The following is a 24,427-nucleotide window of genomic DNA, read 5'->3' on the forward strand; positions in this document are numbered from 1 at the left end:
CATCAGATAACGGCTATTGACCTGTATTCTAATTTTCTTTTAATGACGAATAGAAAGCAAGCTAATGACCCTAATACCTATATGTTTAAAACATTATTACATTAAGAAGCTTACTTGTATGGTTGACTTCACGAGCGATGCATAGCGGGTATAGACGCATGAGGATTTCAGCCGTTTAAGTCATGTGCATTCTAGATAGCACAGCATTGTTTCATGACTACACGGCTACAAAATGAACCGATTAGAATCTGTAACTTAACCAAAAACTTACTGAAAAAAAAGGAAATTTGACTTAACGAAGACTTACGGTTTACCTAGCGAGATAAGCCAACAAAGAACGAATTTATAGCCTTGCCAGTGTCTGCCGCGATGAATACTTGAATTAGTACTGATGCAGCAATTTTGTTCATAGCAGCGAAATCATTGAATTGGGGGCAAGTTCACATCGAGTCTATTTATACACAGCACTAATTCTCAGACATCGTTTGAGTAAGCAATTCGATAGATAAACTGGAAATTAGATAGTAATAGAACAGACATTACTAACTGACTTCTGTATAAAATACCGAGGTAAGCTAAGTGAAAAAATTGTGGCAAGTTTAAGGGCACCCAATCCCAGACACAAAAAAAGCCGCCCTTGAGCGACTTTAATTTCCATACCTGGTGCCGAAGGCCGGAATCGAACCGGCACGCCTCGCGGCGGTTGATTTTGAATCAACTGCGTCTACCGATTTCGCCACTTCGGCACTGAAGGGTATGCGGAAAACGTTGAGGATTATACCGTTACCCCCTGTTTCCGCAACCCTTATCAGCATGCGAACATGCAACTGCTGAAAAAACCGTCTCTTGGGTTCTCCGGGACACTGCGTGACATCCTTGTCAGAAATTCTTCACTCACCCTCGCCCGCCGTAAAGCAGTCGCTTCAGCCATCATGTTTCACTGGCATATCAAAAGCTTAACCCGAAACAGGCTTCACATCCGTTACCAGCGTGGGCAGATCCCAGGTACCACCTGCATGGATGTAACGGCACATACCAGTCCCACCGTCATAACTTTTGCGGAAAGCCTGGCCATCCCATACCCAGCTTTCCTGACTCATGCAATCCCCGATACCCCGGCCTTTCTGCACACTGGTAATCTCGCCCTTGTCGTAATCCGATCCGGAAATCGTCACCAGCTCAGGTTTGCCTTTTAGCTGGTTATCAATGACCCAGTAGCCATATCCTTCGTTATAAGCGGCACGCCAGCAGAGTGCTGAAAGCAAAGCGTGTGTGTCATCCAGTGGCGTAAGCGTGAGTCCGTCAGTTTCCGGATCGCTGTTTTCTGCAGGTGAATACAGGCTGTCGCACGTGTCATCGTCATTGTGATTGACCGTTGAAAGCAGTCGGGTTTTCAGCGCGTCGATTTCTGGTGCGGTCAGCAAACGGGGTTCGCCGCTGAGGGTTTTCGCTGCCTGAATAACCGGTGCGGGTACAGCCTTAGCTACATTGCTTTCCGGCTTATTGCCCTTTTTGGTGAGCGCACCTGGCGTGCCGATACGGCCCTGTACGTCGTCCGCTTTCAGCAGCACGGCATAAGCGCCCTCGCCAGAAAGCAGGAAAGGCTTTGTTCCGCCTTTAAATTCGACTTTACCGCTGCCTTTGACGGCGCTGATTACCGCAGAGGTCTGGCTGGCCGAAAGCCGCCAGTTGTCATCAGCCGCTACCAGATCGCCTGCTGATTTCCCGTCGATCCACAGCGTCAGCTTTTCCGCTGGTTCGCTGTCATCTTCGGTGTCGCCCAGCGTCACCTCTCCCACTGGCTCCGTTGCAGGTCCAGCGGCACGGGTGAGCAGAATGGAGCCGGACGGATCCTCTTCTTTGGCATAACCCGCAATGCGACAGGTCAGGGTGTTATCACAGACAACTTCCCAGTCTTTATGCTCAAGCGTTTTTCCGCTCTGAGCGGCCTGAGCCGACAGTGAGAGCATCGCCAGCACGAAAAGCATCGGTTTACAGTTCACTTTATTCCCTCAGGTTGTATTTCTGATATCAGCACAGGTATCACTCTTTCACCATCGGTGTGAGGGAACCCAAAGCCATTGTTAATCGCCGCCAGGCTTTGAAAAAAGGCTACGCCCCATCCTGGGCGATGCGCCTATCGGGTAACTCTCTCTTTTTTGTTAAGCGCTTCAACCAGCACGCTATGCAGCTGGCCGACAGAGAGATCACGGATGACAGACGCAGGAATACCGCGCAGTCGTCTGCAAAGATAAACAATGCCAAAAAAATCGATGCCTTCACTGTGGAAAAGATATTCATTTTCTTTCAGAGAGAACGCCTTCCTGAAACCACCTTCTTCTGCAGAAAAGCTCACGCCGAAAACTTTTTCGGCCTCCTCCAGCAATTCAACACCATCATCGCCGGTAATCCCCAGATCCTTTTCCAGCCAGGTATTTTCATCGATTATTTCACGTCTGCATCCTGCAAAATCGCGGACAAAAGCGATAACGTCCGCTATTGAGGGTTCCATATCATTGCTCATGCTAAAGCGCTCCGCGCTATCCTGCCAATTTACAGTCGTCCTAAGGTCATTTCCTGCACCTCAGCCGCTGGATTGGCCTCTTTCACGGCGGCAAGAAAACCGGCAAAATCCCGATTGAAAAGAGTGTAGTTGTTCAGGACTCTGAATTCCCTTTCGGTTTTATAAGCTCCGGTAACGTAACGAACCAACCATACCCGGCGACTGCTGACTTCAGTTCCGGTAACTTTTATCCTGAAAATATTTTCCAGCGGAACTTTGCAAAGCGTTTCGCCTTCACGCTGCTGATACAGGAAGTCGCTGTCATAGTAATAATCTTCCGTGTTCATGCCCAATTTTTTCAATATCGGCGTATTAGCCGATATCTTTTTCATCTCGCCAGGAGAAGGAGGGAGCCCTTTTTTAAGGGGCAAAGGCCTGAAGCAATACCAGATGAGCAAAATGAAGAAAGCTAACGACAGCAGTGAGAAAATAAAATAAATAAACTGATGCATTTAAATGACCCGACCTGTTCGGATAGCTCCTGATTATATCGAAGAAGATATGACGCCGTTATCCGTTTTTACCGCCCTTCCCGCTCATCTTTCAGTGCAGTACGATCTGTCTGACGCGTACCAGCGACAGACATTGCTGTGCACCTGCCCAACAACTGAGTTGCCTGAATAAATCCGGCTGGCTATGGCCCAACGTTTTAGCCTGAGCATCCTCTCTCTACTAACCTCTCACGCTGATGGTGTCTTGATTGTCTTACAGCGCCTGTTCGCCCTTAGAAACACCCAACCCCTCCCGACCTTTGCGGTTTACATTTATCGATATTTGTTATGTGATCCTGTTACGTGAATTCCTCGAGCTGTCTCGCAAAACAGGATCCTGCATGCGCTTTTACCAGGCCGATCCCCGCCTTGAAAACTACTGGCGCGGCGTTATCCTTTTTGGCAAAAACGTCGCCTCTTATAAATTTGCCCTCGCCCATGCGCTGTACGACCTGAAGCAACCGGACAACGACCTGATTACGCTGGAAGCGCTGGCCGTGCCTTTTGTGCGACATTTGTGCGCCCACCTGCGTCATGCGCCAAAGCAGATCACCAGCAAAAGCAGCGAGTTTCTGGAGGCATGCAGACAATTCAACGCAGGCGAAATCAGCGAAGAACAGTTAATTGCCATTACCGTTAAGCGCGGGTTCGCTAACGTCATCGATGCTTTTCATAATGTGAATCACGCCGAGATCGACAAACGCTTTTTTATGGATGAACGGCGAAGCCATAAAGGCATCCGGCTGACGGAGAACTTTTATCAGCTGACGGAAAACGAACAGTTTGCCAGTCTGAAAGCGGAAACGGATGCCAGATGGCGGCTGGTAGAAGAAGCCTGGGCGATGAACGTTTCACGTAACCTGATTGCGGTTGATTATGACGATAATGACAAGATGCTTTTCAGCCGCCAGAGCGGTCGCCGCGTCACCATTACCAGCTGCCGCAGCAGCCTGAACGGCTACCAGAAAGGCCGGTGCTTTTACTGCTTTCGCGCCATTGGCGTGACGGGTGGCGAAGAGAACCTGGCGGATGTCGATCACTTTCTGCCGCTGATGCTCAGCGAGCAAATCGGCAACCTTAACGGTGTCTGGAATCTGGTGCTGGCCTGCCAGACCTGTAATCGCGGCGCCCAGGGTAAGTTTGCGCGTATCCCTTCGATAAGACTTTTGCAGCGACTGCATGATCGAAACGAATACTTTATTAACAGTCATCTGCCACTGCGGGAGACGTTAATCCGCCAGACCGGCGGAACGCCGATGCTGCGGCATAGTTTCCTGCAAAACAGCTGGGATACGGCAAAATTTTCTCTGCTCCACGAGTGGCAGCCAGCGGCACAGGGAGACAGCCTGTTTTGAACAACGAAGATTATTACCGGCAGAATGCTCAGCGGTTTTTTACCAATACGGCAAGCGTGGATATGTCTGCGCTTTACCCGCCTTTTATTGACTGCCTGCCACCGTGTGCTCGCATTCTGGATGCAGGCTGCGGTTCAGGCCGTGACGTTAAAGCCTTCAGCGAAATGGGTTTTATCGTCGAAGCCTTTGATGCCTCGGCGGAGCTGGTTGCGCTGGCCCGCCAGTTATCCGGAAAGCCTGTAGCGCAGATGCGCTTTCAGGATGTGGATGCGGTTGAAAGATATGACGGTATCTGGTGCTGCGCCTCGCTGCTGCATGTTTCCGAAGCTGAACTACCCGGCGTCATGACAAAACTGGCCATAGCGCTGAAGCCTGGCGGCGTAGGGTATCTCTCTTTTAAACATGGCTACGGCGAACGGGAAAAGGATGGGCGAATATTTACGGATATGGATGTGGCTGGCTTACAGAAACTCATAGATGGGGTTAATACACTCGGCGGTGACATTCTGGCTACAAATAAGATAGGGATAAAAAGAGAGGCTGGCTCTGAGGGCATAATGGGGAACAGGTTCGCTATTGAAACAGAAAAAACCTGGCAGACCGGTGATGTACGTGCGGGACGCAGTGACGAAGTCTGGCTGAATGCGATTATCAGGAAAAAATAACGCAAAAGAGCCAACCTCACGGTTGGCCCCTTCTTGCATCTTGCATGCTCAGCATCGGGCATCAGCGGTGCCCGTTAGCGCCTGTTGTTGTCAGGATAAGCGCCTCAATGCGAGTGATCGTGCAGTTTGTTTCCGACCTTATCCTTCACTTCGCTGGCTTTCTCACTCACCTTCTCAGTCAGGCTCTCTTTGTGGTCACGGTTATGTGCACCTGGTGACTGCGTGCCTGCTGCGGCGGTCGCAGGTTTTACCCCTGCGGTTGTACCCGGCAGTTCGCGCTCCAGACCACCTCGTGCATGGTCGATATCCACTTCCTGACGACGCACCGTGTCGTTAATGGTCTCGGTACGATCGCTGCCGTCGGTACGTACCACTACTTCTTCTTTCACGTGGGTCGTTTTGTTGATTACCGGCTGCTCATGGGTCTCAGCGACCTCGACGGTTTTCTCGGACCAGTCCACTTCACCAGCCAGCGCGGGTTCATTCACCGAACGGCGGAAGATGTCAGCGTGCTGCTCATGCAGCGAGATGTCTTCAGATACGGTATCGGTCACGGTATAGCGGCGTACGCGGGTGGAGCCTTCGCTCACCAGACGTTTACCTACTTCCACCTGCTCTTCGGCAAGACGCAGAATGTCAGCTTCGCTCTCATCACCGGTCAGTGAGGTGCGTCGCGGTTCAACCTGGCGGTCGTTGGTCTCACCGGCAAACTGCTTGCCTGCCGTCGTCGGGTTGATGCCCGGCGCGGTGGTGCCATTCTCAACTGAGCTTTGCATACGTGACGGAACGTCCACCGAGTCATGAGAATGGAGAATGGTCATGGCGCGAGCCAGCTTCTCCTCTTCGGTGCGGATGGTCAGCACTACGCCGCCCTTGTCCATCGCTCTGGTGTAAACATCGGCCTGCTCTTTATCAACGGAGTGACCAAACAGACGCTGCCAGATGCTTGGATGGCGGATAGAGTGTCCTTCCTCCTGTAAACGTTCTCCACTGATAAGACTGATGTCCCGATCAGAAAAGCCTGCTTTCACGAGATTTCTTTTCGCGGCCTCTGCCTGATTTGCAGAATCGAACAGTGTTACGATTTTTTCATGTGCCATGATAGGTTCCTCTCTGTTAGCTAATTTGATCGTCATCTCTTTCAACGTTCACCTGCTGCTCACGTCGGGTCACCACCTCCTGAAAAGGAACATTCTCCTGCACTTTTCGGATGTGGATCTCCTCTTTAAGCACCAGCTTTCTGACGATTTGGATTTCTTCCTCTACTACCGGGACAATCAGTACACCGTTCTCTTCCCTGATTTCGGGCATCGTTTCAACGGGTTGCGCTTTCGCTACATGCTCAACCTCAACCTTCTCCCGGTTAAGCAGTGTACTGATGACCTCGTCATGCTCAGTTGTGGAACGGGTAACACGGACATGTCCATCCACAATCTTTTGCTTCGTCAGGGCTATTTGCTCTTCAGCGAGTTTAAGCGTGACCTCTGCATTATTATTGTGCTCTGGCTGTCCAGCCATAATATCGCTCCCGTTAAATTAAATATCTGCCACAACTGCCTGACACAGTGATTAAGCATGAACACTCTGGCTGATTTCGCAAGCCGGAATAATAAAAAACCCTGCCAACTCAATTTAATTACGGCACAGAAAATCGCATCAAAAAACAGCAACCTGGCTTAAATCACCGCTACGCTAAAAATAAAAAAATAACTAAAATACATGAAGTTATATTAAGATGATTTCGCAGGTAAATATTACCAGACCAGACGCAAGCGCTTAGAAAACACGCTATAAGCAAAGCGGTAACTTTAATTTAAACCAGGACGATTCCTGATAAAAATCGTGAGGATATTAAATAATATTTCCGCGGGATGTGCTTATTACTGCCTTCAGTTAATCACTTCACAGAATAATAACACCCACAAGCATCTGAATATTTTATCGCTCTTATTACAGAAGATTCCCAAAGTGCTATTTAAGACGCTTTTTATAAAAGGAAGTCAGGAACTTTCTGCCCGTCAGCCTTTCTTAGGAAAACTGAATAAGCACATACCGAGGTTGAAATGAAGCAAGCACAACGTAGTGCGTGGGGATGGGGACTGGCGGCACTTCTGGTCGCAGGCAGTGCATCAGCGGCAAGCTGGCAGGATCAGCTGAGCAGTGCAGCCTCGCAGCTCAGCCAGCAGAACAACGGCAGCACCACCGGCACCACGCAGCAGAATGGCGGCATGTCGCTTTCTACCATTACCAGCATGCTGGGCGGCGGCGATAAAGCGGTCAGCGCCAACAGCATGACCAACGCCGCCGGTGTGATGCAGTACTGCGTCGAACACAACGTGGTGAAAAACAACGTGCAGTCGGTCAAAGACCAGGTGCTGAGCAAGCTCGGTCTGAACACCACCACCGCGCAGGAACAGAAAACCGATTACACCCAGGGCGTGGCCGGTCTGCTGAATACCGGTAATGGCCAGCAGTTGAATCTGCAAAGCCTGAGCAACTCGCCAATGGGTGAGAAGCTGAAAACCAAAGCCTGTGACGTAGTGCTGAAGCAGGGCAAAAACTTTATCTCCTGATCTCCTTCCCTTCTCTCTCCCCTCTCTGCTCTGAGGGGAGCGTTAAACGCCCCCCATGCTGTGACGCCTGACATTCCCTTAACCTGGGGTTGAGCGCTATAGTGTTGTTTTGATTTCTACAGGACAGCACGCATGAAAGGCATCAACATCGCACTTTACTTCGACCCCGATCAGATTCAGGCCTGCGTTCACGAACAGGACGACAGCTATGTCACCAAAAAATTCGAGTATGACGATGGCGTGATTGAAGAGATCTACCAGTGGCTGGAGCAGTACGAACCCAAACGTACCCACATCTGCGTGATTGAAAACGAAACCGCCGAGCTGCTGGCCGATGAGCTGGTCGACAGCGGCTTTCGTGTCCATCAGGTCACCATGCATCAGCTGCTGAGCTGGTTCGCCACCGAGCCGCCTTCCACGCCAGACGGCACGCCAATGCGCGCCATGCTGCGTTTCCTGGAAGATGAACATCCGCGTGAATATGAGTCGCGCACGCCGCAGACCGAAGCGCTGATGGAGATGTTCGATGAGCTGGACGCGCTGGAGATGGTGGATGACGCCGACGACGAAGACGCGCTGCCAGGCGATCTGCTGCGCGCCATGAAGAAGCACAAAATCACCGCCAGCGCCGCGGCCCAGCGTCTGCTGCCGGACATCAACGAGCGTATCCGCGAACATCTGATGCAGTATCCCGAACTGATGACGCCTGAAATCCTGCAGGACTTCTTCCCTGAACTGCTTGAGGCGCTGGAGCGTCCGAAGCACTAATCACCACGGAAAAGGCGATTTGTCATGCTGGAGTTAATTAAAGCAGTCAGCCTGGGGCTGGTGGTGATCCTGCCGCTCGCCAATCCACTCACCACCGTGGCGCTGTTCCTGGGGCTGGCGGGTGAGATGAACTTCCAGGAGCGCAACCGACAGGCGCGCCAGGCTTCTATCTATGTCTTCGCCATCATGATGGTGGCGTGGTATGCGGGCAGCGCGGTGCTGAATACTTTCGGCATCTCCATTCCTGGCCTGCGCATGGCGGGCGGCCTGATCGTTGCTTTTATCGGTTTTCGGATGCTGTTCCCGGCTAAACCTGCCGGCCATTCTGTCGAAGCAAAGCAGAAACTGGATGAGCTGGATGAAGCCAAAGAGCCGGTGAATATCGCCTTTGTGCCGCTGGCGATGCCGAGTACGGCGGGGCCGGGTACCATTGCGATGATCATCTCCTCTGCCTCGACGGTAAGAAGCGGCGTCGACTTTCCGGCCTGGGTCATCACCGTCGCGCCAGTGCTGATCTTCCTGCTGGTGAGTCTGATCCTGTGGATTTCACTGCGCAGTTCGGGTGCCATCATGAAGCTGGTGGGTAAAAGCGGCATTGAGGCGATATCGCGCCTGATGGGATTTTTACTGGTCTGTATGGGCGTGCAGTTTATCATTAACGGCGTGCTGGAAGTGGTGCGCACCTTTCATTAATGGGATTTCCCCTCTCCGAACGGGCAGAGGGGAAAACTCGATTACTTCAGCGTTTTTCGCACTTCAGCAACCTGATCTTTGCTCACCGCTGGCGCAGTGTTGCTCCAGCCCTGGCGAATAAAGGTCGCCAGCTGCGCCACCTCTTCATCACTCAGACGCTGACCAAAGCCTGGCATCGCCAGTTTCGACGGGGCCTTCGCGGTGGAAGGCTGCTGTGCGCCCGCCAGGATGGTGTGGATCAAACCGGTTGGATCCTTGGCATTGACGATCGTCGCCTGATCCAGCTCCGGGAAGATCCCCGGCGCGCCTTTGCCGGTCACGAAGTGACAGGCACCGCAGTTATCCAGATAAAGACGCTCGCCTTCGCTCAGGTTCTTCGCGGCGGTCAGCTTCGCTTCCGTTGCCTGCTGCGCCTGCACGTTGTACGCCTGCAATGGCGGGTTGCCGCCCAGGAACTTCAGGTAGGCCGCGATGGCTTTCAGATCGGCGTCGGTCATGTGTGAGCTGCTGTGCTCAATCACCGAGGTCATCTCGCCGCCCACCGCCGCTTTATCGTTACGGCCGGTCTGCAGGTAGTCCACCACTTCCTGCTCGCTCCAGCGTGGCAGGCCACGCAGTGACGGCACATCCCAGTTGTTCAGGCTGCCGCCTGCCAGGAATTTATCGTCACCGCTATCCAGCGCTTTCTCGTTCATGCCCAGACCGCGCGGCGTATGGCAACTGCCGCAGTGGCCCAGACTCTCCACGATATAGGCACCGCGGTTGACCTCTGCTGACGCACCACCAATCGGCTGGAATGGCTTATCCGAGGCGAACGCCCAGTTCCAGAAACGCATGCCCCAGCGCTGGCTGAACGGGAAGCTCAGATCGGTTTCCGGCGGCTGTTCTGCGCTTGGCTGCACGCCTTTCATGAAGTAGACGTAAAGCGCGTGGATGTCGGCATCACTGATTTTGGCATAATCAGGATAAGGCATCGCCGGATAGAGATGCGAACCGTCCGGTAATACCCCTTTGCGCACCGCGTCAGAGAACTGCTGCTCGCTGTAGTTGCCAATACCGTGCTGCTTATCGGGCGTGATGTTGGTGGAGAAGATGGTGCCAAGGTTCGACTCAATCGCCAGCCCGCCCGAATAGTCAGGCTTGCCAGGCAGTGAGTGGCACGCCATGCAGTCGCCCAGCCGCGAGAGATATTCGCCCTGCTTAATCAGTTGCGCTTCATCTTCGGCGTGAACCGGCAGCGCAAATCCGCTGGCTAACAGCACCGCGTTGGCAAAGATAAAAGACTTCAGTTTCAGCTTATTCATGCGCTTATGCCTGTACCAGTGGGCCGGGATTTTTCAGATACTGATCTTTGATCGCCTGTGCCGCCATCAGTGTAATCGCACCGATGGTATCGGTCGGGTTCGCCTGGAAGTTCTGCGGGAAAGCGTTGCCGCCCGGCACAAAGACGTTATGCACGTCCCAGCTCTGCAGATACTTGTTCAGCGCCGAGGTTTTCGGGTTATCGCCCATTACGGCACCGCCCACGTTGTGGGTAGAGACATATTTGGTCAGATCGAAATCCGCACCCATTGGCAGGAAGCTCATGCTCATGCTGTCAGGGTTCAGTTCTTTCGCGATATTGCCGACGATGCCTTTCAGGTGCTGCTGCAGCTTCAGCTCATTCTCTTTCCAGTTGAAGGTCATGCGCAGCAGTGGCAGGCCACGGTGATCGTTGTAGTTCGGATCGAGATCCAGATAGATATCGCGGTAAGACTGACAGGTGGTGGTAATGCTGATCTTCATCGAATGACCGTACCACTCCTCCAGACCTTCCTTGTATCCCATACCCCAGGTCGGCGTGCCTTTTGGCAGCGCGGTGCTGATCGGCGTACCGGTCGCCTGTGAGCTGTGGATCTTCGCGCCACCCAGGAAGCCGAGTGATGGGCCGTCGAAGTTGCCTGGCGAGATATCGTTAAACATCTGGCCGGTCGCGCCCGCCGTGGCATACGGATTGAAGTTTTTATCTTTGAAGAACAGCGTCGCGCCGCCGTTGGACAGGAACGCGTAGTTACGCCCTACCACACCTTCTTCGGTAATCGGGTTGTAAGGCTTGCCGATGCCGGAGAGCAGCATCAGACGCACGTTGTAGAGCTGGAAGCTGCTCAGCACCACGATTTTCGCTGGCTGGAAGCACTCGTTGCCCTGTGCATCGATGTAGATCACACCTTTCGCGGTTTTCTTATCATCGTTCAGCACGACCTTGATCACTTCCGCATTCACTTCATAGGAGAAGTTCGGCATACGCTTTAGTGAATCCATTACGGCGGTCTGCGGCGACGCTTTGGAGTAGTTCAGGCAGGGATATTTACTGCAATAGCCGCAGTAGTTGCACGGCGCGATCTGGTTGCCGTACGGGTTTTTCCACGCACGCGACACACAGGCCGACGGGTTCGGGAACGGATGGTAACCGAGTTTGGTCGCCACCTCTTTGAACATCACGTTGTTCAGCGTGTCATCCAGCGCAGGCAGCGGATAAGGCTCAGAACGCGGGCCTTCAAACGGATCGCCGCCTTCCAGAATTTTGCCGCGCAGGTTGCCGGTGTTACCCGACTGGCCGCAAATCAGTTCGAATTTGTAGTAGTAGGGTTCGATCTCTTCCCAGCTGAACGGGAAGTCCATCACCCGCATATCATCCTGCAGAATGCCCGGCTTGTAAGCCTCGTCGACATAGGTCTTCAGTTTGATATCGGTCGGTGTCGGACGGATCAGTACTGCTGTCCAGTGCAGGCCGGAACCGCCTACGCCGGTGCCCGGTGCAAACGCACCCCATTTACGGGTTGGCAATGCCGTCTGGCTGCTGTTGTAGCGGACGGTGACCGCCACTTCGGCGGGGGTGGCAAACACTTTGTTGCGCACCGCATAGGCGTATTCATCCGCCGGTTTCGGGTAGGCGAACTCGTCATAATCGCGATCGCCGCCGCGCTCAAGGGCGCGCACATCCAGACCTGCCAGTGCCAGCTCGATGCTCATCAGCGAGCCTGCCCAGCCGAGGCCGCAGACCACGACGTCGACTTCTTTTTTAGTAACCTGTGCCATGATAATCCTGTTTCAAATACCTGATGTGGACGCGCCCTACGCGCGTTCGCCCTTCACACTGACCGGACCCAGCGGATAAGGAACGTTGTGCTGTTTCACCCATTCGGTGAAGCTGGCACGCGCGCCGGGGAAGCCGATGGCGATCCAGGCTTTCATGCCTTTATTACCGCCGTACATCGGGTCAGCAAGGTAGCCATGCTTGGTATCGGAAAGCAGCTGGCTGAAGAAATGCGCAGGCTTAAGATCGGCTTCGCCCAGTGCGGCAAAGTCGATCTCGTTTTTGTTTACCTGGGTCAGCACCGCATCTTTCTCTTCCAGCGTCAGTGCATGAAACGCTTTCTGATGGGTGTTCTGCGACCACTGATTAATCAGCCGGATACCGGTCTGATACATCTGCTGTGGGCGGAACGGGATCTGGTAACCCATGGTTGCGGGCGCCTGCGTATTGAACGGCCCCTGCATGTAGATTTCGCTGCCAAACGCTTCGCTGTGCAGCTGCTGATCGATAAAGATCGGCACGTTAGTTTCCAGCGCGCCCGGCGCTTTGCCTTTGCCGCCTGCCGGAATCAAACGGTCAGTGGCGGCCAGGATAAACTGCCACTCATCGGCACTAAAAAAGATCGGTTTGTAATCGGCTAACTCCGGTGCGGCCATCTCTGCCGCCTGTGCCGCAGTAATGCCTTTGAAGACCAGTTCACTTAATGGCAACGCCAGCAGTGAACCGAGCAAAAATTTACGCCTGGTGGTGGGTTTTTCTAAAAGCATATCCGCACGACTCTCATCTGCTAAATACCCGCTTTATTTGTTATGAAGCTGAAAGGCTGAGTGCAGGCGGAAAATTCCCCGCAGAGATCAACGCACGCGGCACAGACGACGGCAGAACAGACAAGGGCAGGTAGAATTATGGTTCGGTGACTAACGGAACTTATCGGTTAATAACCTGGCAATATTAGGGATATAGATATGTCTGAATGTAAAAATTGAATTTAAGATGTGTCTTAGTGAAAGTTTATCATGGTGTTGCGAAAGGGTTGCGGAGAGGTAAAAGATTTACAGCGCGGAAATCGGGGGTAAAACCGCATAAACATCGGGTATTTAACTCTTTTAACGCAGGAATGAGGGTTATTATTTTCGCCCTGACATCATCACGCCAGATAACCGATAAAAAAATATCATACTTCCATACAAGAGAATGATTCTCACCGTTAACACTATAGTGACTTTGATAGTCATACAATCAGACTGTGCGCAATTTGTGATCGGCTGAGTAAAACCGGCTTTATTCCGCCCGCTGTAAAATGACAATAAAATAATTACTGACCGTCATTATCTTATTTTGTCTCTTTGCCTGAATGACTACGCTAATAATTGTGCAAAGCTCATAAGAAACCCGCATTTGGAGATTATCCGGCGCCCGATAGAGTAGAGCTATCAACGACTCAGGATAACCCTCCATGCGAAAAACACTCTTGTACCTGTTTACGGCTCTGGCACTGGTTCACCCGGCACACGCCGCCACGCCTGGCGACACGCTGGTAATTGCCGTTCCGCTTGATGGCATCATCAGTTTCGACCCGGCGGAAAGTTTTGAGACCGTCAGCAACAGTAGCCTGCGCAATATCTACCAGACGCTGCTGGAGCCGGATCATCAGAATCCGCAGCAGCTCTCGCCGCTGGCTGCCACGCGCTGGCAGGCAGGCAAAACGCCTCATAGCCTGGTGTTTGATCTTAATCCGCAGGCCCGCTTCGCCAGTGGTCATCCCGTGACCGCACAGGATGTGGTCTTCTCATTAACCCGTGCAGTAAAACTCAATAAAGCGCCCTCTTTTATTCTGGGTGAATTTGGCTGGACGCCAGAAAACATCGATCAGCAGTTCACGGTAATTAATGACCACCAGCTTGAACTGCGCTGGCCAGCGGAGATCGGCAGCGATCTGGCGCTGCGCCTGCTGACCGCGCCAGTCTCCTCCATCGTCGACAGCAAACTGGCGCAGCAGCACGCCAGCAACAACGATTACGGCAATAGCTGGCTGAAGGTGCACTCCGCCGGCAGCGCCGCCTATGCCATCAAACAGTTTGTCCCGCTGCAGGCGCTGGTGCTGGAAGCCAATCCCAACAGCATCCGGAAGCCGCATCTGAAGCGGGTATTGCTGAAAGGTGTGGCCGATCCGGGCAGCCGCCGTCTGCTGATCCAGCAGGGCGATGTGGATGTCGCCTATCAGCTCGGCCCGGATCAGATTACCGCGCTGAAGAACACCGCCAATGTGCGTATTGATGCCTTCCCGTCAAGCCTGGTTTATTACATCGGCTTTAATACCCAAAGCCCGCAGCAACCGGCGCTGGGGAATCCGGCGTTGTGGCAGGCGGCGCGCTGGCTGGTTGACTATGACAGCCTGGCGAACCAGCTGCTGAAAGGTCAGTACCGCATTCATCAGAGCTTCCTGCCGGACGGCTTCGATGGTGCGCTGAACACGACACCATTCCATTACGATCTGAAAAAGGCGCAGGCGATACTGCAAAAAGGTGGCATCAAACCTGGCACCCATATCGCGCTGACGGTGGTGAACCAGCCGCCTTACATTGATGTGGCGCAGGCACTGCAGGCCAGCTTTGCCAAAGCGGATGTGCAGCTTGATATCCAGCCGGTGGCGGAATCGGAGCTGTGGAGCAAAATGCGCAGCCGGGACTTCCAGGCCATCTTTACTTACTGGGGCGCGGACTACATCGATCCCAATACCAATGCCAGCACCTTTGCCTATAACGTGCCGGGCGGCGGCAAAACCCTGGCGTGGCGCGTCGGCTGGACGATTCCGGAGCTGAGTGCACAGACCCGCGCCGCCGCCGGAGAGAGCGATGCGGTGAAACGTCGCAACCTCTACACCGGGCTGCAAACCCGCATCCAGCAGGATTCGCCGTTTGTCATGCTGTTACAGGGCGCAACCCAGGTCGCGGTGCGCAGCAACCTCAGTCATCTGCAGCAGGGCATCGGCGTCAGCCTGCTCAATTTTGAAGAGGTTCAGAAGTAAACCACTGTTGCTGGCCGCTGCTCCCCGGGCAGCGGCCTTTTTTTGGTGAATAGTTCTCCTCCTGTGCCGCTCCGGCTTGCTATCCTTCAGGCATAACCCAATGCCTGAGAGTGGAAATCATGACTTCCCCGCTACTGATTGCCCGTACGCCAGACGTCGAACTTCATCTGTTGCCGCAAATGGCCAACCGCCACGGCCTGATCACCGGCGCGACCGGCACCGGTAAAACCGTTACGCTGCAGAAACTGGCTGAATCGTTCTCCGCCAGCGGCGTACCGGTCTTTATGGCTGACGTTAAAGGCGATTTGACCGGCGTGGCGATGGCTGGGCAGTCCAGCGAAAAACTGCAGGAGAGGCTGGCGAAAATCGGCGTCACCGACTGGCAGCCGCAGAGCAATCCGGTGGTGCTGTGGGATATCTTCGGCGAGAAAGGCCATCCGGTTCGCGCTACCGTCTCCGATCTCGGGCCGCTGCTGCTGGCGCGGCTGCTGAACCTGAATGAGGTGCAGAGCGGCGTATTGCAGATTATTTTCCGCATCGCCGATGACCAGGGTTTGCTGCTGCTGGACTTCAAAGATCTGCGCGCCATGACCCAGTACATCGGTGACAACGCCAAAAGCTTCCAGACCCACTACGGCAACATCAACAGCGCCTCGGTCGGCGCCATCCAGCGCGGGTTACTGACGCTGGAGCAACAGGGCGCGGAGCACTTCTTTGGTGAACCGATGCTCGATATCGCCGACTGGATGCGCGTCGACAGCAACGGCAAAGGCGTCATCAACATCCTCTCTGCTGAGAAGCTCTATCAGATGCCGAAACTCTACGCCACCAGCCTGCTGTGGCTGCTGTCGGAGCTTTACGAGCACCTGCCGGAAGCGGGCGATCTCGATCAGCCAAAGCTGGTGTTCTTCTTTGATGAGGCGCACCTGCTGTTTACCGACGCGCCGCCGGTGCTGCTGGAGAAAATAGAACAGGTCATGCGGCTGATCCGCTCCAAAGGGGTCGGCGTCTGGTTCGTCACCCAGAACCCGGCAGATATTCCCGATCGGGTGCTGGGTCAGCTCGGCAACCGCGTCCAGCACGCCCTGCGCGCCTTCACCCCTAAAGATCAGAAAGCGGTAAAAACCGCCGCCGATACCCTGCGCGCCAATCCGGCGTTTGACAGCGTCGAGGCGATTCAGGCACTGGGCACCGGCGAAGCGCTGATCTCCTTCCTGGATGCTAAAGGCAGTCCGTCGGTGGTGGAGCGCGCCATGGTCATTGCACCCGGCTCACGTATGGGTCCGGTCACAGGCGATGAACGCAACGGCCTGATCAACCATTCACCGCTCTATGGCAAATATGACAGCGAAGTTGATCGCGAATCGGCATTTGAGAAGCTGCAAAAAGGGTTTCAGGCCGCCAGCGATCAGGCCAGCGCGCCCCCGGCGAAAGGCGACGATGTCGCGGTAGACAATGGCATTCTCGGCGGGCTGAAAGAGATCCTGTTTGGCCGTACCGGCCCGCGCGGCGGCAAGCACGATGGCGTGGTGCAGACCATGGCGAAAAGCGCCACGCGCCAGATTACCAATCAGATCATCCGTGGCGTACTCGGCAGCCTGCTGGGTGGTCGTCGCCGATGAAACCGGCTCTCTGCTAAGATCAGGATATGGATAAACAACACGAACTGAAACGGACGAAACGTCTGGCGCTGCTGCTGTTACTGCTGGCTGCAATTACCTTTATCGTTACGCTTTTTCTGCCGCCCGGCTTCTGGGTCAGCGGCGTAAAAGCGATTGCGGAAGCTGCGATGGTCGGCGCGCTGGCGGACTGGTTCGCGGTGGTCGCACTGTTCCGGCGCGTGCCGGTGCCCTTTATCTCGCGTCATACCGCCATCATTCCGCGCAACAAAGATCGTATCGGTGAAAACCTCGGTCGCTTTGTGCAGGAGAAGTTTCTTGATACCGACTCGCTGCTGAATCTGATTCGCCGTCACGATCCTTCCAACCTGCTGGCGCAATGGCTGAATGCGCCGGGCAATGCTGACCGCATTGGCCGCCATCTGCTGCAGGTGATGCGCGGCTTCCTTGATCTGACCGATGACACCCGGATCCAGAATTTCATGCGCCGCGCAGTACATCGCGCCATCGACAAGGTCGATCTCAGCCAGACCAGCGCCCTGCTGCTGGAGAGCCTGACGAAAAACAACCGTCATCAGGCGCTGCTGGACGCGGCAATCGAACAGCTGCTGAAGCTGCTGCATAAGCCGAGTACCCGCGAGTTTATTGCCATGCAGCTGGTGCGCTGGCTGAAACGCGAGCATCCGATCAAAGCCAAAATGTTGCCGACCGAATGGCTGGGCGAGCACAGCGCCGAGCTGGTGGCAAACGCGGTCGATTCACTGCTGGATGATGTGGCGCTGGATCAGGGCCATGAGCTACGCCTCGGGTTCAATCGGGCGGTCGACAAGCTGATCGTTAAACTGCAGAACGACCCGGAGATGGCTGAACGTGCCGAGGAGATCAAAGGCTGGCTGAAAGAAGATGCCTCGTTTAACCGCTACATCGGCGAGCTGTGGAATGATATGCGCAACTGGCTCAAAGCGGATCTCAGCAGCGATGACTCACGGGTGCAGGAGAAAGTGCGCGGTGCAGCCTTATGGCTGGGCGAAACCCTGGCGGCCGACCCGGCATTGCGTGACTCGATGAATCAGCATCTGGAACAGGCCGCACGCAGCGTTGCACCAGAGTTTGCTGGCTTCCTGACGCGTCACATCAGCGACACCGTGAAGAGCTGGGATGCACGCGACATGTCGCAGCAGATCGAACTTAATATCGGCAAAGACCTGCAGTTTATCCGCATCAACGGCACGCTGGTTGGCGGCACCATCGGGCTGATCCTCTACCTGTTGTCGCAGCTGCCCCAGTTACTCCCGCTGCTGAGCCGATAACCGCCTGGTTTAGCCGGATGTGGTTGGATAGAGGCCAAACTCGGCAATAATGGCGCTAACAAAGCTGCGGATTTTCACCGTCTGGCGGCGGCCCGCCGGGATCAGCACATGCATGGGGCGTGCTGGCCCGGCATAATCGGGCAGCACCTGGACCAGCCGCCCCTGTCTGATCTCTTCAGAGAGAATGGAGGCCGGCCCCAGGGTAATGCCATAACCCTCCAGCGCCGCATGCAGGAGCGCTTTCCAGTCATTCGATCGCATGCGCCCCTGCGGATGTACCTCTTCAACCTTACCGGCCTGGCTGAACACCCAGCGGCAGGGTTTTGATGGCGACCAGATGCCATAAACGAGACAGGCGTGGTTCACCAGCTCTGCTGGCGTGGCGGGAACACCGTGCCGCGCCAGATAGGCTGGCGACGCGCAGGCTATCAGCCGGTAGGGCTGCAGTGGATGGGCGATGATCGAACTGTCCGCCAGCGCACCAATCCGGATCACCACCTCATAACCCTCTTCAAACGGATCGACCAGCCGATCGCTGAGTTCAAGATCGACCTGCGTTTCCGGAAACCGGTCAAGATAGCGGGTCACAAACGGCGCCAGGCTAAAAGAACCAAACGTGACCGGGGCGCTGACCTTCAGCGTACCGGACGGCCGCTGCTGCATATCCAGCGCGATCGCATCCGCTTCCTGCACCTCTGCCAGCACGATTTTGCAGCGTTCGAAATAGTTGCGGCCCACATCCGTCAGACTTTGTCGTCGGGTGGTGCGATGCAGAAGTAGCGTACCGAGATGCTTCTCCAGCATGGCGATATGCTTCGCCACCATCTGCGGTGAGATTTGCAAATGCCCGGCGGCGGCGGCAAACGAGCCCGATTCCGCGACGGTAACAAACACGTTCATGCTGGTAAGCCGATCCATGATTCCCTCCTGTTGGTTGTTTATATTGCGTCTGTTTGTCGATTTATTCACCTCCTGTTTTTAATTAAGGTCAGTGCGTGAAACTCATCAAGGAGAAACGTATGAAAATAGGCATTATTGGCGCAGGCTTTGTTGGCCGGGCGATTGCAAAACTGGCGATTCAGGCAGGACATCAGGTGATGCTCAGCAACTCGCGCGATCCACGAACGCTGTTCAGCCTGAAACCGATGATTGGCTGTGAAACCGGCACCGCCACCGAGGCCGCAGAGTTCGGCGACGTGGTGGTGATTGCCGTGCCGCTCACGGCAACGGAACAACTTCCGGCCACAGAATTGCGGGGAAAAATCGTGCTTGATGCAGTCAATTACTATCCCGACCGCGATGGCGAAATTGAAGAGCTGCTTAATGGCCGCATCAGCACCAGTGAACGGCTTGCCCGCCTGCTTCCTGACAGCCGCGTCACCAAGGCATTCAATGCCATCCGCATGACCGATCTTGAAACTCAGGGCCTGCCGCCGGGCGATGCTAACCGGCAGGCGTTACCGCTGGCGGGAGATGATAGCGAAGGGAAAGCGACCGCCACGGCATTATATGAAGCCTTTGGATTTGATGCGGTAGATGCGGGCTCGTTAGCGGAAGGCTGGCGTTTCGAGCGTGCGACGCCCGCCTATTGTGTAGCCCTGAACAGAGAGCAACTTATCAGGACACTGAAAGAGACGACCCGGCACTCCGCATAAACAGGGCATCAGCGCAGAATAAAGCCGCTGAAACCGCATCTTCCAGACGGAGACCAAACGTAAAGCGATGGAAGCCTGCCCTGAGCCTTCACTTTAAAAACAAAAAAGGCCGCTTGCGCGGCCTTTTCTTTTACTGCATTCATTGCGCTTAGCGCCGCTTAATCAACATAAACATACTGATAGCGAAGAACGCAAAACTCGGCAGAATCGCCCCCAGAATCGGCGGCAGACCGTAAACCAGACTCAGCGGACCGAAAATCTGGTCCAGCACGTAGAACAGGAAGCCAAAGCTGATACCGGTTACGACACGCACACCCATCGACACGCTACGTAGCGGTCCGAAGATAAACGACAGCGCCATCAGCATCATCACCGCCACCGACAGCGGCTGGAAAATTTTGCTCCACATATTCAGCTGATAACGTCCCGATTCCTGACCGCTCTGCTTCAGATATTTGCTGTAGCTATGCAGACCGCGAATCGATAACGCGTCAGGATCCAGCGCAACCACACCCAGCTTGTCCGGCGTCAGATTGGTTTTCCACTCGCCACTCAGGCTCTGTGAACCGGTAATCTGCTTCGGATCGGTGAGGTTAGACTCATCAACCTGCGACAGTATCCAGCGCTTCTTAGCCGCATCCCAGGTCGCCGTCGCCGCGTAACGCACACTCTGCAGACGACGCTGATCGTTAAAACTGTAGATGCTCACGCCATCAATTTCGTTGTCGCCTTTAATGCGCTCGATAAAGATAAAGCTATTGCCATCTTTCGCCCACAGACCGTTCTGGGTTGAGACCAGCGCACCACCGTAAAGCTGCTGCGCCCGGTAATTACGCGCCATCTGCTCGCCCGATGGCGCAACAAACTCGCCAATCGCCATGGTCAGCAACACCAGCGGAATCGCTGTTTTCATCACTGACAGCGCAACCTGCATGCGGGTAAAGCCCGCCGCCTGCATCACCACCAGTTCACTGCGCTGCGCCAGCGCGCCCAGTCCCAGCAGCGCGCCCAACAGGGCCGCCATCGGGAAAAAGATCTCAATATCTTTGGGAACGCTCAGCAGGGTGTAGTAACCGGCGCTCAGCGCGTTGTAGCTGCCCTGGCCGGTCTTGCGCAGCTGATCGACGAACTTGATGATGCCGGAAAGCGACACCAGCATGAACAGCGTCAGCATAATGGTATTGAAAATGGTTTTACCGATATAGCGGTCAAGTACGCGAAACATCAGACCGACCCTCCGCGGGTAAAGCGGGCGCGAATCCGACGCATCGGCACCGTATCCCACAGGTTAAGGAGCACCGCCAGCACCAGATAGCTGATATTCACCACCCACATCCAGAGCGCCGGATCGAGCCGCCCTTTCGCGCCGCTCGACTTCAGCGAGCTCTGCAACAGGAAGAAAATCAGATAGAGCATCATGGCGGGCAGCATCGACAGCACGCGCCCCTGACGTGGGTTCACCACGCTGAGCGGCACCACCATCAGCGCCATCACCAGCACCGCAAACACCAGCGTCAGACGCCAGTGCAGCTCGGCCTGAAACTCAGGTGTCTTATTCGCGAACAGGTCAGTCAGACTCGCCTGTTCTGCATCGTTAGGATCGAGCGTTGCCGCTTTATAACCCACAATGGCCTGATAATTGGTGAAGTCGGTGATACGGAAATCACGCAGCAGAGCGGTGCCCTCAAAACGGGTGCCTTTATCCAGCGTCACCACCTGCGAGCCATCTTTATGCTGCTCCATGTGACCGCTGTCAGCCAGCACCACCGACGGTCGCGCGTTACCCTTTGGCCGTAACTGCGCCAGGAACACGTTACCAAAGTTGTTGCCCTTCACATCCTCGACAAACAGCACGGCGCTGCCGTCGCTGGAGGTCTGGAACTGCCCGGCGGCCATTGCTGCCGCACCCGGGTTCGCTTTGGCGTTCTGCGTCACCTCATCCTGATAGCGGGATGACCATGGTCCCAGCCAGATGACGTTCACGGCCGCCACGATCGAGGTAAACAGCATCAGCACCATCGCCGCTTTCACCAGGACGGCCTTACTCAGGCCGCAGGCGTGCATCACGGTAATTTCACTTTCCGTGTAGAGCCGCCCCAGCGTCATCAGGATCGCCAGAAACAGACTTAAGGGCAGTATAAGTTGTGCCATTTGAGGCACACCGAGTCCTAACAAGGTCAGAACGAGGTTTGTCGGCACTTCGCCATCCACCGCGGCACCCAGGATCCTGACTAACTTCTGACAAAAGAAGATGAGTAGCAGGATAAACAGGATAGCCAGCTGGCTTTTGAGCGTTTCCCGAACCAGATATCTAATGATGATCACGCTTAGTACGCCTGTGAAAACTTGTCTTTTTGCAGGAAAATCGCTAGTTTCAACGCTTATCAGCCATTTTTCTTCATCAATGGCCGTCGCCGTAGCTAAATTTGTATGAAAAACGCGTCCGGGTGGTGAAAAAACAACATCTTGTCACCCTGATTCATTATGACCTCCAGCAGCAGAATGTCATGCTGCGACGATGAATAAATGGGTCATGAGCGCGCTACATTCTAGCGGCAGCAGCGGCCGTTGTCTTTAAGATTCAGGAGAGTGCATGGAGTTCAGTGTAAAAAGCGGAAGCCCGGAAAAACAGCGCAGTGCCTGCATTGTCGTTGGCGTTTTCGAACCGCGTCGTCTGTCACCGATTGCCGAGCAGCTGGATAAAATCAGCGACGGCTACATCAGCGCCCTGCTGCGCCGCGGCGAGCTGGAAGGAAAAGTGGGCCAGACACTGCTGCTGCATCATGTGCCAAATATCCTGTCCGAGCGTATTCTGCTGATTGGCTGCGGTAAAGAGCGTGAGCTGGATGAACGCCAGTACAAGCAGGTCATTCAGAAAACCATTAACACGCTCAACGACACCGGCTCAATGGAAGCGGTCTGCTTCCTGACCGAACTGCATGTCAAAGGCCGCAACACCTACTGGAAAGTGCGTCAGGCAGTAGAGACCTCCAAAGAGGCGCTCTACAACTTTGACCAGCTGAAAAGTAACAAAGCGGAGCCACGTCGTCCGCTGCGCAAGCTGGTCTTTAACGTGCCGACCCGCCGTGAACTGACCAGCGGCGAACGGGCGATCCAGCATGGATTAGCAGTCGCGGCCGGTATGAAAGCGGCTAAAGATCTCGGCAACATGCCACCTAATATCTGTAACGCCGCCTATCTGGCGTCACAGGCGCGTCAGCTGGCGGATGCCTTCAGCAAAAATGTCACCACCCGCGTCATTGGCGAACAGCAGATGAAAGAGCTGGGCATGAACGCCTATCTCGCTGTCGGGGCCGGATCGCAAAACGAATCGCTGATGTCGGTAATTGAGTACAAAGGCAATCCGGATGCGGAAGCGCGTCCGATTGTGCTGGTGGGTAAAGGGCTGACCTTTGACTCCGGCGGCATCTCCATCAAGCCTGCCGACAGCATGGACGAAATGAAGTATGACATGTGCGGCGCGGCTGCCGTCTATGGCGTGATGCGTATGGTGGCAGAGCTGAATCTGCCGCTGAACGTGGTTGGCGTGCTGGCGGGCTGTGAAAACATGCCGGATGGCCGGTCGATGCGTCCGGGCGACGTGCTGACCACCATGTCTGGCCAGACGGTTGAGGTGCTGAACACCGATGCCGAAGGCCGCCTGGTCCTGTGCGATGCGCTGACCTATGTTGAACGTTTCGATCCGGAAGTGGTGATTGACGTGGCGACGCTGACCGGTGCCTGCGTGATTGCGCTGGGTCATCACATCAGCGGCCTGCTGTCGAACCACAATCCGCTGGCGCATGAGCTGATCAGCGCCTCAGAGCAGTCAGGCGATCGCGCCTGGCGTCTGCCGATGGCGGATGAGTTCCAGGAGCAGCTGGAGTCCAACTTTGCCGATATGGCGAACATTGGTGGCCGTCCCGGCGGCGCGATTACCGCCGCCTGCTTCCTTGCACGCTTTGCCCGCAAATATAACTGGGCACACCTGGATATCGCCGGTACCGCCTGGCGCTCCGGCAAGGCCAAAGGCGCCACCGGACGTCCGGTGCCGATGCTGTCGCAATTTCTGTTGAATCGGGCAGGATTGAACGGCGACGATTAAGCGCCCTCTTTTCTGACAGCAAGGGCGGATATCATTCCGCCCTTGATCTTCTGATGAGCAAACCGATGAAAAACGCAACCTTCTACGTGCTGGAAACCGATGCAACGAGCGATGGCCTTAGCGCCGTTGAAGCGCTGGTGTGCAATCTGGCGGAAACACGCTGGCGGGCCGGAAAGCGGGTGTTGATCGCCTGCGAAGATGAACAGCAAGCCATTCGTCTCGACGAAGCGCTGTGGCAACGACCGGCAAACGCCTTCGTGCCGCATAACCTGGCGGGTGAAGGCCCGCGCTACGGTGCGCCGGTTGAGCTGGCCTGGCCACAGCGTCGCGGCAGTTCACCGCGCGACCTGCTGATTAGCCTGCTGCCCCACTTCGCAGATTTTGCTACTGCTTTCCATGAAGTGATAGACTTCGTTCCTTACGAAGACACGCTCAAACAACTGGCGCGCGACCGCTATAAAGCGTATCGCAGCGTTGGATTCCAATTGAATACGGCAGCGCCACCACAGCCGCAAACGACATAGCA

The 24,427-nt window shown here is 54.8% G+C and carries 22 protein-coding genes and 1 tRNA gene; 11 read left to right on the plus strand and 12 right to left on the minus strand.

The genetic code is table 11. The annotated features are described in order from the left end of the window. Positions 1-661 precede the first annotated feature (661 nt). The 4 genes from HFD87_RS15250 to HFD87_RS15265 all read right to left on the minus strand — a co-directional run bounded on the left by HFD87_RS15250 (position 662) and on the right by HFD87_RS15265 (position 3,015). Positions 662-746, minus strand: a tRNA-Leu gene (locus HFD87_RS15250). Between the two features lie 210 nt (positions 747-956). Continuing rightward, positions 957-1,988, minus strand: a complete 1,032-nt coding sequence (locus HFD87_RS15255) for a DUF1176 domain-containing protein (protein WP_167423691.1) — start codon at positions 1,986-1,988, stop codon at positions 957-959. A gap of 149 nt (positions 1,989-2,137) precedes the next feature. Continuing rightward, the gene (locus HFD87_RS15260; RefSeq protein ID WP_243207483.1) at positions 2,138-2,524 is read right to left on the minus strand and encodes a hypothetical protein; all 387 of its coding nucleotides are present in this window, start codon (positions 2,522-2,524) and stop codon (positions 2,138-2,140) included. A gap of 29 nt (positions 2,525-2,553) precedes the next feature. After that, positions 2,554-3,015, minus strand: a complete 462-nt coding sequence (locus tag HFD87_RS15265; protein ID WP_167423616.1) for a hypothetical protein — start codon at positions 3,013-3,015, stop codon at positions 2,554-2,556. Between the two features lie 380 nt (positions 3,016-3,395). Here HFD87_RS15265 and HFD87_RS15270 point away from each other — a divergent pair, with 380 nt between their 5' ends. Both HFD87_RS15270 and HFD87_RS15275 read left to right on the plus strand, forming a co-directional pair. Next, positions 3,396-4,409 carry an HNH endonuclease domain-containing protein gene (locus tag HFD87_RS15270; RefSeq protein WP_167423617.1) on the plus strand — a complete coding sequence of 338 codons (1,014 nt, stop codon included), beginning with the start codon at positions 3,396-3,398 and terminating at the stop codon, positions 4,407-4,409. Beyond that, entirely contained in the window at positions 4,406-5,074 is a 669-nt protein-coding gene (locus HFD87_RS15275) for a bifunctional 2-polyprenyl-6-hydroxyphenol methylase/3-demethylubiquinol 3-O-methyltransferase UbiG (protein WP_167423693.1), read from the plus strand. The genes HFD87_RS15270 and HFD87_RS15275 overlap by 4 nt, the downstream gene beginning before the upstream one ends. A 104-nt stretch (positions 5,075-5,178) precedes the next feature. Here HFD87_RS15275 and HFD87_RS15280 read toward each other — a convergent pair whose 3' ends face one another. Together HFD87_RS15280 and HFD87_RS15285 are read right to left on the minus strand one after the other, a co-directional pair. Next, complete coding sequence (locus tag HFD87_RS15280) at positions 5,179-6,174, minus strand: YsnF/AvaK domain-containing protein (RefSeq protein ID WP_052271154.1); 996 nt, start codon at positions 6,172-6,174, stop codon at positions 5,179-5,181. 16 nt (positions 6,175-6,190) lie between these two features. After that, positions 6,191-6,592 (minus strand): DUF2382 domain-containing protein, encoded by a 402-nt coding sequence (locus HFD87_RS15285; RefSeq protein WP_010251609.1) that lies wholly within the window; start codon positions 6,590-6,592, stop codon positions 6,191-6,193. A gap of 545 nt (positions 6,593-7,137) precedes the next feature. Here HFD87_RS15285 and HFD87_RS15290 point away from each other — a divergent pair. From HFD87_RS15290 to HFD87_RS15300, 3 genes are all read left to right on the plus strand, one after another. Continuing rightward, on the plus strand, positions 7,138-7,647 hold the full coding sequence (locus HFD87_RS15290; protein WP_010251612.1) for a DUF2501 domain-containing protein: 510 nt from the start codon (positions 7,138-7,140) through the stop codon (positions 7,645-7,647). 132 nt (positions 7,648-7,779) lie between these two features. Continuing rightward, positions 7,780-8,415: a hypothetical protein gene (locus tag HFD87_RS15295; protein ID WP_010251615.1), complete on the plus strand. Its 636-nt coding sequence runs from the start codon at positions 7,780-7,782 to the stop codon at positions 8,413-8,415. Positions 8,416-8,439: 24 nt separating this feature from the next. After that, the gene (locus tag HFD87_RS15300) at positions 8,440-9,108 is read left to right on the plus strand and encodes a MarC family NAAT transporter (protein WP_010671772.1); all 669 of its coding nucleotides are present in this window, start codon (positions 8,440-8,442) and stop codon (positions 9,106-9,108) included. Between the two features lie 41 nt (positions 9,109-9,149). Here HFD87_RS15300 and HFD87_RS15305 read toward each other — a convergent pair whose 3' ends face one another. The 3 genes from HFD87_RS15305 to HFD87_RS15315 are packed head-to-tail and all read right to left on the minus strand — an operon-like array spanning position 9,150 to position 12,951. Beyond that, entirely contained in the window at positions 9,150-10,412 is a 1,263-nt protein-coding gene (locus HFD87_RS15305) for a cytochrome c (protein WP_033769526.1), read from the minus strand. A gap of 4 nt (positions 10,413-10,416) precedes the next feature. After that, positions 10,417-12,186 carry a GMC family oxidoreductase gene (locus tag HFD87_RS15310; RefSeq protein ID WP_010251625.1) on the minus strand — a complete coding sequence of 590 codons (1,770 nt, stop codon included), beginning with the start codon at positions 12,184-12,186 and terminating at the stop codon, positions 10,417-10,419. Positions 12,187-12,222: 36 nt separating this feature from the next. Then, positions 12,223-12,951, minus strand: coding sequence for a gluconate 2-dehydrogenase subunit 3 family protein (locus HFD87_RS15315; RefSeq protein WP_010251628.1), 729 nt, complete (start codon positions 12,949-12,951; stop codon positions 12,223-12,225). Between the two features lie 689 nt (positions 12,952-13,640). Between HFD87_RS15315 and HFD87_RS15320 the strand changes: the two genes are divergently transcribed. The 3 genes from HFD87_RS15320 (at position 13,641) to HFD87_RS15330 (ending at position 18,141) form a co-directional block, all read left to right on the plus strand. After that, complete coding sequence (locus HFD87_RS15320) at positions 13,641-15,212, plus strand: ABC transporter substrate-binding protein (protein ID WP_167423618.1); 1,572 nt, start codon at positions 13,641-13,643, stop codon at positions 15,210-15,212. A 119-nt stretch (positions 15,213-15,331) separates the two neighbouring features. Further along, positions 15,332-16,834 (plus strand): helicase HerA-like C-terminal domain-containing protein, encoded by a 1,503-nt coding sequence (locus tag HFD87_RS15325; protein ID WP_031592610.1) that lies wholly within the window; start codon positions 15,332-15,334, stop codon positions 16,832-16,834. 26 nt (positions 16,835-16,860) lie between these two features. Next, positions 16,861-18,141 (plus strand): DUF445 domain-containing protein, encoded by a 1,281-nt coding sequence (locus tag HFD87_RS15330; RefSeq protein ID WP_033759683.1) that lies wholly within the window; start codon positions 16,861-16,863, stop codon positions 18,139-18,141. Between the two features lie 9 nt (positions 18,142-18,150). Here HFD87_RS15330 and HFD87_RS15335 read toward each other — a convergent pair whose 3' ends face one another. Next, positions 18,151-19,059, minus strand: a complete 909-nt coding sequence (locus tag HFD87_RS15335; protein WP_167423619.1) for a LysR family transcriptional regulator — start codon at positions 19,057-19,059, stop codon at positions 18,151-18,153. Between the two features lie 101 nt (positions 19,060-19,160). Here HFD87_RS15335 and HFD87_RS15340 point away from each other — a divergent pair, with 101 nt between their 5' ends. Further along, a complete protein-coding gene (locus HFD87_RS15340; RefSeq protein ID WP_167423620.1) occupies positions 19,161-19,796 on the plus strand; it encodes an NADPH-dependent F420 reductase in 636 nt (211 codons plus the stop codon). A gap of 148 nt (positions 19,797-19,944) precedes the next feature. Here the strand turns inward: HFD87_RS15340 and lptG are convergent, their stop codons facing one another. Both lptG and lptF read right to left on the minus strand, forming a co-directional pair. Next, complete coding sequence (gene lptG / locus HFD87_RS15345; RefSeq protein WP_010251648.1) at positions 19,945-21,021, minus strand: LPS export ABC transporter permease LptG; 1,077 nt, start codon at positions 21,019-21,021, stop codon at positions 19,945-19,947. Next, positions 21,021-22,121: an LPS export ABC transporter permease LptF gene (lptF, locus tag HFD87_RS15350; protein ID WP_010671780.1), complete on the minus strand. Its 1,101-nt coding sequence runs from the start codon at positions 22,119-22,121 to the stop codon at positions 21,021-21,023. Before lptF ends, lptG begins: the two co-directional genes overlap by 1 nt. Before the next feature lie 268 nt (positions 22,122-22,389). Here lptF and pepA point away from each other — a divergent pair, with 268 nt between their 5' ends. Both pepA and HFD87_RS15360 read left to right on the plus strand, forming a co-directional pair. Beyond that, entirely contained in the window at positions 22,390-23,901 is a 1,512-nt protein-coding gene (gene pepA, locus HFD87_RS15355) for a leucyl aminopeptidase (protein ID WP_010251654.1), read from the plus strand. 65 nt (positions 23,902-23,966) lie between these two features. Continuing rightward, positions 23,967-24,425 carry a DNA polymerase III subunit chi gene (locus tag HFD87_RS15360; RefSeq protein ID WP_010251657.1) on the plus strand — a complete coding sequence of 153 codons (459 nt, stop codon included), beginning with the start codon at positions 23,967-23,969 and terminating at the stop codon, positions 24,423-24,425. Positions 24,426-24,427 lie beyond the last annotated feature (2 nt).

The organism is Pantoea sp. EKM21T (genome assembly GCF_011800405.1).
Taxonomy (GTDB): domain Bacteria; phylum Pseudomonadota; class Gammaproteobacteria; order Enterobacterales; family Enterobacteriaceae; genus Pantoea; species Pantoea agglomerans.